We start from the raw sequence: 16,976 nt of genomic DNA, 5'->3' as shown, positions 1-16,976 counted from the left end.
GTCAACCCACCTCCGCCGAAGCGCTGGTGACGTGGCGCAAGAGGTGCTCCACCGGCTCCGCGGGTGCCTGCTCGGCTGCCTCCACGGCGTGGTCGACTTCGGCGGCCACCCGGCGCTCGATCACGGCGAGGGCCTCGTCGACCGGGTCGCCGTCCGCGCGCATGCGATCGACGAGACGGACGATCGGGTCACGGCCCTTCCACCGCTCCACCTCCGCCTTGTCGCGGTACCGGTCCGGGTCGTACATGGAGTGGGCGCGGAAGCGGTAGGTGCGCAGTTCGAGGAAGTGCGGCCCCGCACCGGCCCTGACGGCCTCGGCGGCCCGGCGGGCGGTCTCCTCCACGGATTCGACGTCCATCCCGTCGACGGCCCAGGCGACCATTCCGTAGGAGGCGGCTCGCATCGCCAGGTCCGTCTGCGCCTCGTGCCGCTCCAGTGCCGTGCCCATGGCGTAGAGGTTGTTCTCGCAGACGAGCAGCAGAGGAAGGCGCCACAGGGCCGCGAGATTGGCCGTTTCGTGGAACTCCCCCTCGGCGAAGGCCCCGTCACCGAAGAAGCAGCAGGTGACGCGGTTCTCTCCGCGCATGCGGTCGGCGAGGGCGAGGCCGGCGGCCAGTGGGAGGCCCCCGGCAACGATCGCGTTGCCGCCGTAGAAGCGCCGGCTCGCGTCGAACAGGTGCATGGATCCGCCCCGGCCGCCGCTGCAGCCGGTCGTCCTGCCGTACATCTCGGCCATGACGGCGTCGGCCGTGATCCCGCGGGCCAGGGCGTGGCCGTGTTCGCGGTACGTGGCGACCACCGCGTCCTCGGGTGTCAATGCCTCGTTGACGCCGACGGCCACGGCCTCCTCGCCGATGTACAGATGGACGAAGCCGCGGATCTTCGCCGCGCTGTACAGCTCGACGCACCGTTCCTCGAAGCGGCGGATGCGCAGCATGGCCTCCAGCAGCTCCTTGCGGTGCCCGGCGCCCGCCTTCTCGTCGATCGCTTTCATGGTCGTCTTCTTCGTCTTCTTCGGCGTCCTCTGCGCCTTCTGCCCCTTCGACGCCTTCTGCGCCGGCGTGGGCTTCTCTCCGGCCTTCCGGGACGCCGGGTCCTTCCGCGTGCGGGTGGGTCGGGCCAGGCTCATGCGGATCCCTCCAGGGTGGACACGTCACCCGTGGGCAGGCCGAGTTCGCGTGCGCGCAGCAGCCGGCGCATCACCTTCCCGCTCCGGGTCTTGGGGAGGTTCTGGTCGAACGCGATCTCCCTGGGTGCGACGGCGGGGCCCAGCTTGCGGCGGCCGAAGGCCAGTAGTTCCCGCTCCAGATCCGGAGTCGGCGGAACCCCGGGGCGCAGCGACACGAATGCCTTGACGACGTTCCCGGCGACCGGGTCCGGCCGTCCGATCACACCGGCCTCGGCCACCGACGGGTGCTCCATCAGCGCGCTCTCCACCTCGAACGGACCGATGAGATGGCCCGCCGACTTGATGACGTCGTCGGCGCGCCCGACGAACCAGTACCAGCCGTCCACGTCCCGGCGGACCAGGTCACCGGTCAGGTACCAGCCGCCCGCGAACGCGGCGTCGTAGCGGTCCTCGTCGTGGAGGTAGCCGCGGAACATCGACGGCCAGCCCGGCCGGAGCGCCAGTTCGCCCTCGGCCCCGGCCCGGCGCACCTCTGTGACCCGGCCGCCGGTGACGAGGGCCCGGCCGTCCTCGCCCTGCTCCAGCACGGTCGCCTCGACGCCGGGGAGCGGCCGCCCCATGGAGCCGGGCCGGATGTCGCAGGCGGCGAAGTTGGCGATCATGATGCAGCCGGTCTCCGTCTGCCACCAGTTGTCGTGCACCGGCAGGCCCAGCACGTCCCTGCCCCACAGGACAGCCTCCGGGTTGAGGGGCTCGCCGACGGAGGCGATGAAGCGCAGGGCCGACAGGTCGTAGGAGCGCGGCAGGTCGTACGGGCCCTGGCGCGGTGTGGCCCGCATGAGCATGCGCAGGGCCGTGGGGGCGGTGTACCAGACGCTGACCCGCTGTTCGCCGAGGATCCGGTACCAGCGCCGGGCGTCGTAGTCCCCCTCGTCGACGACCACGGTCACGCCGTGGACGAGTGGCGCGATGATCCCGTACGACATGCCGGTGACCCAGCCGGGATCGGCGGTGCACCAGTACACGTCGTCGGGGTGCAGGTCGAGGGCGTACGCGGCGGTGGCGTAGTGGGCCACCACGGCCTCGTGCACGTGGACCGCGCCCTTGGGGGCGCCGGTGGTCCCGCTGGTGAAGTGCAGCAGGGCCATGTCCTCGGGCGAGGTGGGCGGGACGGTGAAGGTGTCCTGGGCGGCAGCCGTCAGCGCGTCGAAGGAGACGGTCCCGGGCAGATCATCACCGCCGGGCCCGACGATCAGGACGTGCTCCAGTGCGGGAAGCGACGCCCGGCGTTCGGCGACCTTGCGCCGGTAGAGTGCCGCGGTGGTGACCAGGACCCGTGCGTCTCCCAGGCGCAGTCGCTGCTCGACCGGGTCGGGGCCGAAGGCGGAGAAGAGCGGGCAGAGCACGCCGGTGTTCTTCAGCGTGCCCAGCACCGTGGTGTACAGCTCGGGGCAGCGGCCGAGCAGGGTGAACACCCGCTCGCCGGGGCCGACGCCGAGGTGCCGCAGGACGTTCGCGAAGCGGGCCGTGCGGCGGGCCAGTTCGGCATACGTGACGGTGGAGACGGAGTCGTCCCGGGCGACGCAGCGCAGGGCGGCCTTGTCCGCGCGGCCGGTCAGCAGGTGCCGGTCCACCGCCTCGTGAGCGATGTTGAGGCCCCCGCCGGGCAGCCCGGCCAGCTCGGTGCGCGCCTGTTCCCACGCGAAGTCCGAGCGGGCCCGGTCGTAGTCGGCGAGACGGGGCGGGACGACCGGTGCGGTGTCCTTGCGAATGGTTTCCCGGTGCATCGGTGCTCCTCCCGGCACTTGCGGCCCCGCCCGCTGCCGGCCGGTGGCCCGGCCGGCCCGTTCCGCCTCCTGCTTCCCCGCCCTCCTCACTCCCGGTGCAGTACGACCTTGAGCGCACCCGTGGTGGCGCCCTGGGAGAACACCTCGTAGGCGTGCGCCATGCGGTCGAGGCCGAAGGTGTGGGTGATCAGCGGGGAGACGGACAGGCGTCCGAACCTCAGCAGCTCCAGCAGCCACGGCGTGGAGGACGTGTCCACCTGGCCCGTGCTGATCGTCATGTTCTTCCGCCACAGGGACTCGAGGTGGAGCGTGACCGGTCTGCCGTGCGTCCCGATGTTGGCGATGTGCCCTCCCGCCCGGACGGCCTGGACGCACAGGGCGAAGCCGTCCGGGTCGCCCGATGCCTCGATGGCGACGTCGGCGCCCGCTCCTTCCGACAGCTCGGCGATCATCTTCCCCGGCAGCTCGGCGGCATCGGCCCCCATGCGGGCGGCGACCTCCAGCCGGGGCCCGGACAGGTCCACCACGACGATCCGGCGGGGGGAGTACAGCCGTGCGACGGCCACCGTGGCGAGACCGACGGGACCGGCGCCCACCACGACGACGGTGTCCCCGGGACCGACGTGGCCGTTCCGTACGCCGACCTCGTAGGCGGTGGGGAGCACCTCGGCCAGCAGGAGAGCCTCGTCGAGCGGGACCGCGGGAGGCCGTCGGAGGGTGGAGTGGTCCGCGAACGGAACGCGCACGAACTCGGCCTGGGTTCCGTTGATCCGGCTCCCCAGGAGCGACCCGCCGCCTCCGCCGCACTGCCCACGCCTGGTGTCCCGGCACGCCTGGCAGCGACCGCAGGCCGAGACGGAGGACACGATCACCTGGTGGCCGGGGCGCAGACCCCGGACGCCGGGGCCGACGTCCATGACCTCGCCGACGGCCTCGTGGCCGAGGATCGTCCCCGGTTTCACCTCGGGCAGCTCTCCTCGCAGGATGTGCAGGTCGGTGCCGCAGACGGAGGTGGCGTCGACGCGCACGACGGCGTCGGTCGCCTCCTCGATCGTGGGGGCCAGGACGGTGTCCCAGGAGATGTGGCCCGGGCCGTGGTAGACGAGCGCTCGCACTGGTGGTCACTCCTCGCTCCCCCACCTCCACGGTCACCCCGGCGGAACACCCCGGCAACACGGACCGCCGCGCCGTCGTGCGGGTCGCGTCAGTCCGGTTCCATGTAGGGGCGGCGGAAGACCGGGGCCTGGCCGGTGCCCCAGGGGCGTACGGCCGCGAGCGCCCGGGCGACCGCGGACTCCAGCGGGCCGCTGGTGTCGACGGCGACCGCCTCGGGCCACGAGGGTTCCGCGGCCGCCATCGCGGCGGCGACGCCGGCGTCGGCGTCGGACGGGCCCGCGGCGCGCGTGCCCAGCCGGGCCGCCGAGACCTCGTCCGGAACACTGCAGTGGAGGGCCACCAGGTCGGCGCTGGTGGCTTCGGCCACACGCTGTGCCGCCTCACGCTGGTCCGCGTCCGACCAGGTGGCGTCGAGGACGACCGACTCGCCGGCGGACAGCAGCGCGGCCGCACGGTCGAGGAGGGCGGCGTAGGTCCTGGCCGTCCACTCGGGTGTGTACAGGCCCTCGCGGTAGCCCGCCGCCGCGGACTGCTCGGCGGGGAGGCCCGCCAGTTCCTTGCGGACGCGGTCGCTGCTGAGCAGCGTGACGCCCAGCCGGTCGGCCAGCGCGCCGGACAGGGTCGACTTCCCGCTGCCCGGCAGTCCGCCGACGACGGTCAGGCGGACGGCGGAGGTGCGCAGGTGCCGCAACGTCGTCGAGACGAGCCTGCGTGACGCCGCCTCGGCGCCCGGCGCGCCCTGGCGGGCCTGGATCAGCGAGACCTTGGCACGGACGAACGCGCGGTAGGCGACGTAGTGGTGCCACAGCGACGCGGGGGCGGGGTCACCCGAGTACTCGCCGTACCGGGCGAGGAAGCAGGCGGCCGCCTCCGGGGCGCCGAGCTGCTCCAGATCCATGGCGAGGAAGGCCGCGTCGTCCAGGCCGTCGACGTAGCGCAGCCGGTCGTCGAACTCCAGGCAGTCCAGGACGCGGGGGCCGTCGTCGAGGCAGAAGACGTCCTCGGCGAGGAGGTCCCCGTGGCCGTCGACCACCCGTCCCTGCGCGATGCGCGACGCGAACAGCCCCTCACGGCCCGCGAGATAGCGGCGCACCAGGTCTTCCGTCTCCGTCGTCCCCTCGGGCACGGGGCCGTCCTCGGCCAGGGCGTGGACCTGGGCGAAGCTCGCCTCCCACCGCGACGACAGGGCGTCGCGCGTGCCCTCGGCGTCCGTCTCCGGGCCGCGGGGGGCTTCCGCGTGCCAGGCGGCGAGCTGCCGGGCGACGGACCGCAGGACGTCGTCCAGGACGGCCCCTTCCCGGACCAGCCGGGACAGACGCCGGTCCGCGGGCATGCGGCGCATCACCACGAGGGGCTCGGGGGCCTCGTCGTCCGGGCCGCTGAACTCGCCCAGGCCCAGATAGACGTCGGGCGCGAAGCGGCGGTTGAGGGAGAGCTCGCGTTCGCAGGCGTGCCGACGCGCCGCACGCGTCGTGTAGTCGAGGAACCCGAGGTCCACCGGCTTCTTGACCTTGTAGGCGCGCTCCCCGGCGAAGAACACGATCGCCGTATGGGTCTCGCACACCTGCGCGCGCGGCGGCTCCGGCTCCTGGTGGCCGGGCTCAGCCATGGGGGACGACGGCGACGGGGCAGCGTCCGTGGTGGAGGGCGGCGTGCGCCACCGGACCCAGGTGGGGCGCCACGCCGTGCCGGTGTGCCCGGCGGCCGACGACCAGCAGCGCGGCGCCTTCGGCGGCCTCCACGACGGCCTTCGCGGGGCTCGTGAGACGGATGCTGTCGGCGACGTCCACCTGCGGGTACTTCTCGCGCCAGGGACGCAGCGCCTTGCCCAGCTCGTGGTGCGCGTCCCGGGTCATCTCCTCGGTGACGGCGTGGTCCACGCCCCAGGGCACGCGCGCGTGGAGCGGCACGCTGCGGCCGTGCACGGCCACCAGCGGCACCTCGCGCGCCGCCGCGGTGTGGAACGCGAAGTCGAGCAGGTCGTCGGAGGGCGCGTGCAGTTTCAGGGCCACGACCACGGGGCTCACGGGCGCCGGGCGCGCTCCCTCCCCGGGGAATCCGGCCCGGACCATGACCACCGGCCGCTCCGCCCGGGCCACGACCGGCATGCTGATGTCGCCCATGAAATAGCTCTCCACGGACTCCAGGCCCCGAGAACCGAGCACGACCATCTCGGACTCCGTCGCCGCCTGGAGCAGGGCGTTCTGGGCGTCGTCGGCGACCAGGCTGCCGACCACCGTCAGGCCGGGGTGCCGCGCCTGCAGCTCCGCCCGTGCGGTGTGCACGAGGCGCTTCGCCCAGTAGTTCTGATCGACCTCGGAAGCGGCGTGCGCGGGTTCCGGCGCCAGCAGGGGCCACGCGTGCAGCAGGCGCAGCGTGAGTCTGCGCTTCTCGGCCTCGTCGGCGGCCCAGCGGGCGGCGGCAAGACTCTCGGGTGAACCGTCGAGACCCACGGTGACGACTGGTTGCATGGCGGCGGCCTCCGTCTCCTACGAAGCGGTATGACGATGAACGAGTCCGGTGACGTGCAGGCTCCGGACGTCGCCGACATGCCGGGCGCGGTGCGTGTCTCCTTCGAGGAGTACCCCAATCCCCGCTCCGGCGCATGTGGAGCCGTGCCGCAGGAGGCCGGACGGGCCGCGCCCGCCACGTGAGGAGACCGGCGCGGTGCCGCTTCCTCCGGGCGGACCGCACGACCGTGCTCCGCGGAGACGGCCCTGGGCCGGAAACCGGACCGGCAGGGACCTTCGGCCCTGTGCCCCGGACCCGCCGCCGTCCGACGGTGGGAAGCGATGGCGGGGGACGGCGGCGAGTTGCTGGAGGCCGGCTCATGAGCGCACAAGGTTCGCCGTACGCATCAGGTCCGCCGTCCGGGCGCGGCGATCACAAGCCCGGTGCCGCGAACTCCCTGAGACGTGGATCCGACAGGATCGAATGCTGGTTCCGTCGCGTTCTGCTGGTCCTGCTCGTCCTCGGACTGCCCGCAGCGGCGATCGGCGCGGGGGTGACGGCATACGAGGCGTCGATGCGCACCGTGCGGACCCAGGCGGCGGAACGGCACCAGGTCACCGCCCGCCTGACCTCGTCCGTCAGGCAGGGCGACGACTGGACGAAGCGGCCCGCGCAGATCCGCTGGACCGACACCGACGGCACCGTGCACACCGGAGCGGCCCTCGTGAAGCCGGGCACCCCGAAGGGCGCGGCCGTGCGGGTCTGGGTGACGAAGGACGGAACCGTCACGACCGCCCCGACGAGCACGCTCAACGCGACGGCCAGTGGCTGGCTCATGGGCGGGATGGCGGCTTTCGGCGTGGCGGCCGCGTCCTCCGCGGTCTGGACGGGTGTGCGCCTGGTCCTGGACCGCAGAAGGTACGCGCAGTGGGACGCCGAGTGGGAGCAGGTGGAACCGCGGTGGTCCGCGCGCTTCCGCCGGTGACGGACGGCCCCCGGGGCCGGGCGGACAGCCCCGATCCGCGCGTCGGCCCGCATGTCGCGGCGGCGCGCGGGCGGTGCGACGGTATTCACAGGGGGTCTGTCAGCAACGGGACGGAAGGCGGTGGCCCCGATGGCACTTCCGCTGGTCGTGGGCGTCGACGGGTCGGACTCCAGTCTGCTGGCGGTCGACTGGGCGGCGGACGAGGCGGCACGTCATGGACTGCCCCTGCGGCTGGTCCATGCCTCCCTGTGGGAGCGCTACGAACGCGTCCGGCCATCGTTCAGCACCGACCGCCCGGCCGGGGAGGTCCTGGCGCAGAACATCGTCGCCACCTGCGCGGAACGCGCCCGGCTTCGCCACCCCGAGGTGAAGGTGTCGGGCGACATCCTGGCCGCCGACGCGGTGTCCACCCTGCTGCGGGCCGGATCCGAGGCGTCCGCCCTGGTCACCGGCGCCCGGGGGCGAGGCGAGGTCACCGGGCTGCTACTGGGGTCGGTCAGCCTCACGGTGGCCGCCCGCGCCGCCTGCCCGGTCGTGGTCGTCCGCGGCGAGGAACGCAACGTCCAAGGGTCCCTGGGCCGGGTCGTGGTGGGGGTCGGGGACGCGACGGGCGGCGCGGGCGCCGTACGGTTCGCCGCCCGCGAGGCGGCGGCGCGGGGCTGCGCGCTGACCGCCGTGCGGGCCTGGCGCAGTCCGGCTCACGAGCCGTCCGTCACGGGGGACGACCGGGCCGCGGCGGAGGCGGCGGTGGCGCCCGAGGAGCAGGCCTCGGCCCACCTCCAGGACGCGTTGCGCGAGGTCGCGCGGGAGCATCCCGAGGTCGACGTCGGCCTCCGCGCGGTCGAGGGCCCCGCCCACCGTGTCCTGCTGGAGGCATCGGCCGACGCCGACCTGATCGTCGTCGGCGCCCTGCGCCGGCACGGTCACTTCGGTCTGCAGCTCGGCACCGTCGCCCACACCCTGTTGCACCGCTCGGCGTGCCCGGTCGCCGTCGTGCCGCACCGGATCTGAGACGCGCCCCGCGCGCACCTGCGGCCTCGGCTGCAATCCGAAACGCCCGCCCGCGGGGCCCGGGCGAGTACACCGCCCTGCGGCACCTGGGCGGGCGCCACCCCGGCGTACGCCTGCGCAGGGTAGAGCGCGCAGGAGGCGCGCAGCCGCCGAGCTTCGTCGAACACTGCTTCAGGAGGTCGTGATGGGACGTCTGGATGAGCGAGTCGCGGTGGTCACCGGTGGAGCCAGAGGGATCGGCGCCGCCGTGGCACGGCTGTTCGCCGGCGAAGGCGCGGCGGTGATGACCGCCGATGTCCTCGACGCCGAGGGAGCTGAGCTGGCGGCCGGGCTGGGCGGCCGCGCCCGGTACGCGCACCTGGACGTCAGCGCCGAGGACGGCTGGCAGCCGGTGCTGGCGGAGGCGGAGCGGGAACTGGGCCCGGTCTCGGTGCTGGTCAACAACGCCGGCATCCTCGACTGGGGCACCATCGAGGAACAGTCCCTCGAGTCCTTCCGCCGCGTCATCGACGTCAACCTCCAGGGCGCCTGGCTGGGCATGCGGGCGGCCGCGCCCTGCCTGCGTCGGGCGGGTGGAGGCGTGATCGTGAACATCTCCTCGCTCGCCGGCCTCACCGGCTACGCGGGCATCGGGGCCTATGTGGCCAGCAAGTGGGCTCTGCGCGGCCTGACCAAGACGGCGGCACTGGAGCTGGCCCCCGACGGGGTCCGGGTCTGCTCGGTCCATCCGGGCGCGGTGCACACCCCGATGACGGCCGGCTTCGACGACTCCTTCACGGCGGCACAACCCCTCCCCCGGTTCGGAGAACCGGAGGAGGTCGCCCGCATGGTGCTCTTCATCGCCGCCGACGCCACCTACTCCACCGGCACGGAGTTCGTCCTGGACGGCGGCGTCACCGCCGGCCCGCCGACCCCGCTGACACCCGACAGCTGACCGGGTCCGACGGCCGGTCAGGTGGCCAGTCCGGCGCGGCGTGAGGTGGCCTCCGGCGTCGTGGCGGTGTCGTCGTCCCGGTACAGCAGTTCGGCGGACACGTCGACCACGCCGTCCACTCCCTGGCACAGGCGCACGACGACCGGTACGGCCGACTTGCGCTGGACGGTGCCCTTCAGCGACACGCGTCCACCGACCACCCGGACAGCGACCGCGTCGGGGGCGATCCCGAGGGTGCGCAGGAGGACCTCCCCGGAGATCTCCTCACGGATCGCGCTGTCGCTGCGCAGGAAGACGCGGAGCAGGTCGGCTCTGCTGATCACCCCGACCAGCCGGTCGGCCTCGTCGACGACCGGAAGCCGTTTGACATGGTGTCGCTCCATGGCCTGGGCGGCCTCCACCGCCGTCCACTGCGGCCGTGCGGTGACGGCGGGGCTGTTCATCAGTCCCTCGGCGGTCGTGGCCTCCGCCTTCGCCCGGTCCGTCGGCCCGGCGTGCAGGACCGGCAGCAGGCCCGCAGGATCCAGTTGCGCCGCCTCCTTGCGCAGCAGGTCAGCCTCGGAGACCACGCCCAACGGGCGATCGTCGTCGTCCACGACGGGTACGGCGGTGATGTCGCGTTCGGCGAGCAGCTTGGCGATCTCCTTGAACCCGGTGTCCCGGTTCACCCGTGCGACCGACGTGGTCATGAGGTCGCTCACCATCCGGTGCCACATGACTCCCGCCTCCTCATCCTGTCGGGTACGTGCCTGCTTCCACTCTCCGTCCGGTGCCCGCGAAACGCATGGGCCGGTCGGTCCCCAAGGTCCTGCCCTGGGGGGCCGTACGGCTCCGAGCGGTCCGGGACCGACGGCGGGCCGCAGCTCACGGCGGGCCGACGGGTCCTGCGGACCTCGGGCGGGAAGGCCCCGGGGCACACGCCCGGCCCCCCCGTCGAGGCGCCGCGGCGCCGGTGCTCCGTGTCATCCCCGCCGGACGTGCTCCGGCGCCGGCGCGATCCGGCCGGCCGAGGGACCGGCGCTGCGCCCGTCCTCCGGCGGGTTCATTCCCTCGAGGTCGCGGTCGGCCACCTCCACGAGCTGCCGGCCGAGGTCGTAGAGGGCGCGGCCCGCCGCCAGCTCGTCACCGATCTCCGGTACGTCCGGGTCGGCGGGATTGCGGTGCGCGGCTCCGTGGCCGGTGAGTTCCGTGGTGCCGGTGTCCAGCACCACGCGTGCCTTGGTCCTGTCGTCTTCCTCGAAGAGGTAGAGCCGGACCTTCCACTCCTCGGTATGCGGCATCGTTCTGCTCCTCACGTCGAGACTGATCGCTGAGGTCCAGGGGCCGGGGGCCAGGGGGCCAGGGCCAGGTGTCCTGGGGTGCACGGGTGTCGCGCTCATGGCCCGGCATGGCCGCGGAGCGAGGCCAGGACCGTCTCGTCGATACGGTGGCGGACCTCCTCGGCCAGGGCGGCCAGGCGCTCGGAGGTCACCGCCCGCGGCGCGACGGGTGCTCGGATCCGGCGGGCCTCGGGCGGCAGCCAGGCCAGATCGGCGAGAAGCCGCTCCGCGCCCGTCGTCAGGGCGGGGCGCTCCGCGGTGCGCCGGCCGCCGCGCATCACCGTCTCCAGGAGCGGCACGCCCGCCTGCGGCGGCCGCTCGTCCCGCAGACCGATCACGTCGGGCCGTCCCGGGCGGCGGAAGACCTGCTTCTGCCCCGGGGCCGTCACCTTCGCGGAGGACAGCTTCATCACCGGCCGGCCTCCGTACTCGACCAGCTTGTAGGCGGAGTCCAGGAACGGGGCGTCGGCCGAGACTCCGACGCGGGTGCCGACGGCGTAGACGTCGATCGGCGCCCCGGAGCGGACCAGCTCGTCCACGGCGTACTCGTCGAGACCGCCGCTGGCGACGATCCGCACGTCCGGCAGGCCCGCCTCGTCGAGCAGGGTCCGCGCCCGGATCGCGAGCGCTCCCAGGTCCCCGCTGTCCAGCCGTACGGCCGATCCGGGCCCGCGGTCGAGGTCGCGCAGGACACGCGCCGCGACCCGGACGCCCTGCTCGGTGTCGTAGGTGTCCACCAGGAAGGTGACCGGACCCGGGTGGGCCCGGGCGAAGGCCCGGAACGCCTCCTCCTCCGTGGCGAACGCCTCGATGAACGAGTGGGCCATCGTGCCGACGGCCGGCAGCCCTTCGGCGACGGCGGCGGCGACGTTGCTCGTCCCGGCGAAGCCCGCCATCGCGCTCAGTCTGGCCGCCTGGAACCCCGCCTGGGTGCCATGGGTGCGCCGCAGGGAGAAGTCCACGACCGGGCGCCGCGCCGCGGCCAGCACGCAGCGCACCGCCTTCGAGGCGACCGTCGTCTGGTGGTTGACCTGGTTGAGCACGTACGTCTCCACCAGCTGAGCCTCGGGGAGCGGGGCGGTCACCTCCAGCAGCGGCTCCCCGGCGAGGACGATCCGGCCTTCCGGCACCGCCCGCACCTCACCGGTGAACTCCAGGCCCCGCAAGGGTTCCAGATCCTCGGCGGGCCGGTGCAGTGCCGAGGCGTAGGCCTGGACGTCGTCGGCGCCGACGCGGAAGCCGGACAGGAAGTCCAGCGCCGACTCCAGGCCGGCCGCCACCAGGAAGCCCCGGTCGGGCGGCAGGTCACGGGCGAAGAGACTGAACGTCGCGGGCGCGGTCATGCCCTCCCGCAGGTAGGTGAGCGCCATCGTGACCTCGTAGAGGTCGGTGGTCGTCGCCTCCGACATGGTGGACACCTCTCTCGGGTCTGGGGCCGTCACCTGGGCAGACGTGCGGACCACATGGGCTCGGCCCGCTCCCGTCCGGCGTCCCACCGGGCACCTGCGGAGCGGTCACAGCCGCGGCACGACCACGACCGGGCACGGCGCGTGGTGCAGCACCGCGTGGTTGACCAGTCCCAGTTGAAGTCCGACGTGCCCATGGCGCCGACGGGCCCCGACGACGAGGAGATCCGCTCGGGACGCCTCGTCCAGGAGCGCGTGCCGTGCCGAGCCCTCGACCACCTCGCTGCTCACCGCGACGTCGGGATACCGCTCGGCGGGACCGGCCAGCTTGTCGGCGAGCACCTCGGCCGGCGGTCGGCGCTCGGCCTGCAGCGCGTAGCCGGACAGGCCGGGTGGCCCGGGGTTCCCGACCGGCACGGTCCAGGCGTGCACCGCGATCAGGCGGCTCTGCCGCAGGTGGGCCTCGCGGAAGGCGAACTGCAGGGCCGTGTCGCTGCCCTCCCCGTCCTCGACGCCGACGACGACGCTCCCGAACCGGCCGGGGCGGTGGGCGGCCCCGCCGCGCACGACGACCACCGGGCAGTCCGCGTGGGCGGCCACGGCCAGGCTGACCGAGCCCAGGAGCAGCCCGGCCAGATCGCCGAGGCCCCTGGACCCGAGGACGAGCGCGAAGGCGTTCCGCCCCTTCCCGACCAGGGCGGACGCCGCCTCCTCGTGCACCACCTCGTCGGACAGCCGGACGGCCGGTGCGCGGCGCCTGGCCCGCTCCGAGGCGACCGCGACCAGGTCGGGCGCTTCGCGGCCGGACACGGCCGCGTGCACGAGGTGGAGGGGCACTCCGTGCCGGAGCGACGCGTCGGCGGCCCAGTCCACCGCCTCCAGGCTCGCCTCGGACCCGTCGATGCCGACCACCAGGGGAAGCGTCACCGCCGCCCACCTCCGTCGTTGGGGATTCGGCCCCCGCGTGGGCGTCGCCTCCGGACCGATGACGACGCTCATCTCTCCTCCAGCTTGGTACGAGAAGGGGGCGGTCGCCACGGCAGCGGCCCTCGCCGCGGGTCCGGCGGCCGTCCTCCCGGGACCGTGCGGTGCGCGCGGAACGCCGGGTGGGCCGTCACGGCCGTCACCGCACGCGCCGGGGGCCGCCGTGGAATAGTGGAGGTGGCGGGAATCGCCCTTCCGTGAGAGGCCGGTCGGCCCTGAAGGGAGACAGGTCCGGTGTCCGTACACGCGCTCGAGACGACGACCGTGACAGCCTTGGTCGAAGACGCCACGGCGGCTCCATCCATGCACAACGCGCAGCCGTGGAGATTCCGGTTCCTGCGGGCCGAGAGCACGATCCAGGTGTACTCGGATCTCGAACGGGCCATGCCCCGCGCCGATCCCACCACCCGCGGTCTTCATCTGGGGTGCGCCGCCGCCCTGTTCAATCTGCGGGTCGCCGCCGCCCACGCGGGCTGGGCCGCGCGCACCGAGCTGCTGCCCGACCCCACGGAGCCGCGCCTGCTCGCGCGGGTGCGGCTGGCCTCCCCGGAGTTCACCGGGGACGGGGCCGAGGACGCGACCGGGAACGGCGTCGAGGAGGATCTCGTCCCGCTGTATCCGGCGATCCGCCGCCGCCACACCAGCCGCCGGCCGTTCACCGACGAGGCGATACCCCAGGCCATCAAGGACGCCCTGAGCGCCGCCGCCCTGCTGGAGGGAGTGCGGCTGCTCTTCCCCGACGCGTGGCATGTGCACACCCTGCTGGACCTGGTGCACGACGCCGAGGGCCGGGACGCCCTGGACGCCGCGGCGTCGGAGGAGCTGCGGCGCTGGACCCGGGTGGGCGCGGAGGAGTCGGAGAAGGCGAACGACGGAGTGCCCGAGTACGCGTTCGGCCCCCGCAAGCTCTACGGCAGCGGGCCCGTGCGGGACTTCGCCGGCAGGGGTATGGGTCCCGGCCGGGAGACCGCCGTGTTCGAGAAGGCGCCTCAGCTCGCGGTGCTGGGCACCGTGCGGGACGGTCCCCGGGACTGGCTGATGGCGGGCCAGGCGATGGAACGCGTCCTGCTCCAGGCCACCCTCGACGGGCTCGCCACGTCACTCACCTCCCAGGCCCTCGAATGGCCCGAACTCCGGTGGGCCGTGCGCGACCCGCAGTCGGCGATGGGGTTCGTCCAGATGGTGCTCCGGCTCGGATACGGGCCCGCGGGCCCCGGCACGCCGCGCCGTCCCGTGGACGAGGTGCTCGCCATCTCGTGAGCCCGTGAGCCCGTGAGTCGTAAGCCCGTGAGCCCGTGAGCCCGTGAGCCCGTGAGCCCGTGAGCCCGTGTGAGCCCGGGTGCCCCCTCACGGGCCCGGACGGCCTCCCTCGGCCGGAGGGGACGCCAGCGAGAAGTAGTTCTCCTCCTCCTGGACGAAGTGCAGCCGCAGGACGGTGTTCAGCCCGTAGAGGCAGGAGCGGAGGTCGTCGAGTTGGTCGGGAGCCAGGCCTCCGGCGGTGCGGGAGAGAGCCAGGTGGGTGGCGACCCGCCGGGCGAGACGCGCGATCTCCGTGTGGGCGCGGCTCATGGTGGCGGTGGCCTCGGGACCGCCGAGCGTGGGGGCGAGAGCCGGATACAGCTCGTGCTCTTCCGCGTCCTCGTGCGGCAGCAGGCGCTCGGTGAGCAGCTTGTACGCCTCCTCCACCGCCGCGAGCGCCTCGGGGCCGGGGCTGTCGGAGACGCGGTCCGCCGCGCCGCGCACCGCGTCGAGGACGTCCTGGAGATCGTCGTGTTCCGCCGCGAAACGCCGGACGAGCGCCTCGGCGGCCGGGGTGAGCGCCGGCCGTGCGGCCCGGTCGACCCGCAGGGCGCGCAGCGCGTTGAGGATGACCGCGACGTCGATCCCTTCCTGGAGCAGGGCGCCGACGGCCGGGGGGAGCAGACCGAACGCGGCCACGCCCATCGCGGCCAGTGACATCAGCATGCCGCCCAACGCGCTCTGCACGGCGATGCGCCGGGCTCGTACGGCGATGGAGACGGCGTCGGCCAGCCGGTCCACGCGGTCGGTGGTCAGGACGACGTCGGCCGCCTCGGAGGAGGCGGTGGAGCCGCGGGCGCCCATGGCGACGCCGACGTCGGCGGCCGCCAGGGCCGGGGCGTCGTTGACGCCGTCGCCCACCATCACGGTGACCGCGCGTTCGCGCTCGGCACGCACCACCGCGACCTTGCCGGCCGGGCTGAGCTCGGCACACACGCCGTCGAGGCCCAGGACGGCCGCGACTTCCCCGGCCGGTTCCGCGCGGTCCCCGGTCAGCATCAGGAGCCGTCCGATGCCGGCGGCCCGCAGGTGGCGCAGCGTGCGGGGTGCGTCGGGTCGGACGGGGTCCTGGAGGAGGACGGCGCCGGCCGGCCGGCCGTCGACGGTCAGCCAGGCGACGGCCGCGCCGTCGAGGAGCGCGCGGTTGCCGACGGCCCGGGCCCAGGGCGGCCGCGTCTCCCCGGCGGCGACGCGGCCGATCGAGACGCGGTGGCCGTCGACCGTGCCCGAGGCGCCCCGTCCGGGTTCCTCGGTCACGTCCGCGGGGACCGACAGCACCAGCTCGCGGCGGTGCGCCGTGTCGACGATGGCCCGGGCGAGGACGTGCGGCGAGTACTGGTCGAGCGATGCCGCCAGGCGGAGGACCTCCGCGGGTCTGCGGCCCGGCGCGGCGATCACGTCCAGCACGCGGGGACGGCCCGCGGTCAGGGTGCCGGTCTTGTCCAGCAGGAGCGTGCGGACCCGGCCCAGAGTCTCCAGAGCGGCGCCGCCGCGCACGACCACGCCGAGGCGTGAGGCACGGGAGAGCCCGGAGACGATCGCGACCGGCGCGGCGAGCAGCAGCGGGCACGGCGTGGCGACGACCAGGACGGCGACCGCCCGGACCGCGGAGCCGCCGGCGAGCCAGGCCAGACCCGCCATCACCAGCGTGAGGGGCACGAACCACGCCGCGAAGCGGTCGGCGAGCCGCACGACGGGAGCGGACTCCGCGCCCGCCTCCTGGGCGAGTCGCACGATGCCGGCGTAGGTGCTGTCCCGCTCGGTGGCGGTGGCGCGGAGCTCGAAGGCTGTGCCGGCGTTCAGCACGCCGCTGCGCACGGTCTCCCCTCGTGACCGCTCCGTCTGGAGGGGCTCGCCGGTGAGGGCGGATTCGTCGAGGACGACGCTCGCGCTCTCCACCCTGCCGTCGACGGGGACCACTTCACCGGGGGCCACGACGAGCAGGTCGCCGACGCGGACCTCGGCCGACGGCACCACCCGCACACCGGTGGCCGTGCGCAGGCGCGCGGAGCGCGGGGCACGCTCCAGCAGCGCGCGCAGGTCGCGGGAGGCCCGCCGTTGCGCGGCGGACTCGAGGGCGCGGCCGGTGGCGAGCATCACCGCGATCAGGGCGCCGGCCAGGTATTCCTGGACGGCCAGCGTGCCGCCCAGGGCGAGCACGGCGACGAGGTCGACCCGGACGTCGCCCTTCCGCAGCGCCGCGAACACCCACCGGACGGCCGGCACGACGGCGGCCACCGTCCCCAGAGCCCAGAAGAGATCCGCGAGGGAACCCGCCCCGACGGTCCAGGCCGCACCGCCTGCCGCGAGAGCCACCGTCGTGACGGTCAGGAGCGTGGCTTCGTGGTGCGCGTGCACGATCTTCAGCGTCAGCCGCCGCAACCGTGCCGCAAGGGTGGTGACGCGGTCCATGGCACTCCTCGGTCCGTCCGGCATGACGACCTTCGCTTTCGCCCCTCCCTCCATCAGATCGCGTGTCCGGCCTGCGCGGCAGGGGACGGACGGCCCGGTTCACCAGGGCCGTTCGGCCGTCGTCCACCCGCCACCCCGCCCGG

Annotated in this window: 15 protein-coding genes; 5 read left to right on the top strand and 10 right to left on the bottom strand. The window is 74.1% G+C overall.

The annotated features are described in order from the left end of the window. Window position 1: 1 nt before the first annotated feature. The 5 genes from pdhA to J2X68_RS13175 all read right to left on the bottom strand — a co-directional run bounded on the left by pdhA (window position 2) and on the right by J2X68_RS13175 (window position 6,503). Complete coding sequence (pdhA, locus tag J2X68_RS13195; protein ID WP_310432689.1) at window positions 2–1,129, bottom strand: pyruvate dehydrogenase (acetyl-transferring) E1 component subunit alpha; 1,128 nt, start codon at window positions 1,127–1,129, stop codon at window positions 2–4. Beyond that, on the bottom strand, window positions 1,126–2,916 hold the full coding sequence (gene acsA / locus J2X68_RS13190) for an acetate--CoA ligase (protein ID WP_310432688.1): 1,791 nt from the start codon (window positions 2,914–2,916) through the stop codon (window positions 1,126–1,128). Before acsA ends, pdhA begins: the two co-directional genes overlap by 4 nt. Before the next feature lie 86 nt (window positions 2,917–3,002). Beyond that, window positions 3,003–4,031, bottom strand: coding sequence for an alcohol dehydrogenase catalytic domain-containing protein (locus J2X68_RS13185; RefSeq protein WP_310432687.1), 1,029 nt, complete (start codon window positions 4,029–4,031; stop codon window positions 3,003–3,005). Window positions 4,032–4,120: 89 nt separating this feature from the next. Next, a complete protein-coding gene (locus tag J2X68_RS13180) occupies window positions 4,121–5,641 on the bottom strand; it encodes an AAA family ATPase (protein WP_310432686.1) in 1,521 nt (506 codons plus the stop codon). Next, window positions 5,634–6,503 (bottom strand): universal stress protein, encoded by an 870-nt coding sequence (locus J2X68_RS13175; RefSeq protein ID WP_310432685.1) that lies wholly within the window; start codon window positions 6,501–6,503, stop codon window positions 5,634–5,636. The genes J2X68_RS13180 and J2X68_RS13175 overlap by 8 nt, the downstream gene beginning before the upstream one ends. 30 nt (window positions 6,504–6,533) lie before the next feature. Between J2X68_RS13175 and J2X68_RS13170 the strand changes: the two genes are divergently transcribed. The 4 genes from J2X68_RS13170 (at window position 6,534) to J2X68_RS13155 (ending at window position 9,413) form a co-directional block, all read left to right on the top strand. Then, window positions 6,534–6,686 carry a hypothetical protein gene (locus J2X68_RS13170; protein ID WP_310432684.1) on the top strand — a complete coding sequence of 51 codons (153 nt, stop codon included), beginning with the start codon at window positions 6,534–6,536 and terminating at the stop codon, window positions 6,684–6,686. A 176-nt stretch (window positions 6,687–6,862) separates the two neighbouring features. After that, entirely contained in the window at window positions 6,863–7,468 is a 606-nt protein-coding gene (locus J2X68_RS13165; protein ID WP_310432683.1) for a hypothetical protein, read from the top strand. Between the two features lie 129 nt (window positions 7,469–7,597). Continuing rightward, window positions 7,598–8,479 (top strand): universal stress protein, encoded by an 882-nt coding sequence (locus J2X68_RS13160; RefSeq protein ID WP_310432682.1) that lies wholly within the window; start codon window positions 7,598–7,600, stop codon window positions 8,477–8,479. A 184-nt stretch (window positions 8,480–8,663) separates the two neighbouring features. Beyond that, on the top strand, window positions 8,664–9,413 hold the full coding sequence (locus tag J2X68_RS13155; protein WP_310432681.1) for an SDR family oxidoreductase: 750 nt from the start codon (window positions 8,664–8,666) through the stop codon (window positions 9,411–9,413). Window positions 9,414–9,430: 17 nt separating this feature from the next. Here J2X68_RS13155 and J2X68_RS13150 read toward each other — a convergent pair whose 3' ends face one another. From J2X68_RS13150 to J2X68_RS13135, 4 genes are all read right to left on the bottom strand, one after another. Next, window positions 9,431–10,129: a CBS domain-containing protein gene (locus J2X68_RS13150; RefSeq protein WP_310432680.1), complete on the bottom strand. Its 699-nt coding sequence runs from the start codon at window positions 10,127–10,129 to the stop codon at window positions 9,431–9,433. Window positions 10,130–10,375: 246 nt separating this feature from the next. Further along, window positions 10,376–10,693 (bottom strand): DUF1876 domain-containing protein, encoded by a 318-nt coding sequence (locus J2X68_RS13145; protein WP_310432679.1) that lies wholly within the window; start codon window positions 10,691–10,693, stop codon window positions 10,376–10,378. Window positions 10,694–10,788: 95 nt separating this feature from the next. Further along, window positions 10,789–12,141 (bottom strand): nicotinate phosphoribosyltransferase, encoded by a 1,353-nt coding sequence (locus J2X68_RS13140; protein ID WP_310432678.1) that lies wholly within the window; start codon window positions 12,139–12,141, stop codon window positions 10,789–10,791. 105 nt (window positions 12,142–12,246) lie between these two features. After that, complete coding sequence (locus tag J2X68_RS13135) at window positions 12,247–13,065, bottom strand: universal stress protein (RefSeq protein ID WP_310432677.1); 819 nt, start codon at window positions 13,063–13,065, stop codon at window positions 12,247–12,249. Between the two features lie 291 nt (window positions 13,066–13,356). Here J2X68_RS13135 and J2X68_RS13130 point away from each other — a divergent pair, with 291 nt between their 5' ends. Next, a complete protein-coding gene (locus tag J2X68_RS13130) occupies window positions 13,357–14,382 on the top strand; it encodes an Acg family FMN-binding oxidoreductase (protein WP_310432676.1) in 1,026 nt (341 codons plus the stop codon). A gap of 87 nt (window positions 14,383–14,469) precedes the next feature. On the opposite strand, the gene J2X68_RS13125 is transcribed toward J2X68_RS13130, so the two are convergent. Then, window positions 14,470–16,833, bottom strand: coding sequence for a heavy metal translocating P-type ATPase (locus J2X68_RS13125; RefSeq protein WP_310432675.1), 2,364 nt, complete (start codon window positions 16,831–16,833; stop codon window positions 14,470–14,472). Window positions 16,834–16,976: the final 143 nt, after the last annotated feature.

It is taken from the genome of Streptomyces sp. 3330 (genome assembly GCF_031456635.1).
Classification (GTDB): Bacteria; Actinomycetota; Actinomycetes; order Streptomycetales; family Streptomycetaceae; genus Streptomyces.
The sequence above is the reverse complement of the archived record's forward strand: the minus strand, read 5'-3'. Positions and strand labels throughout refer to the sequence as shown.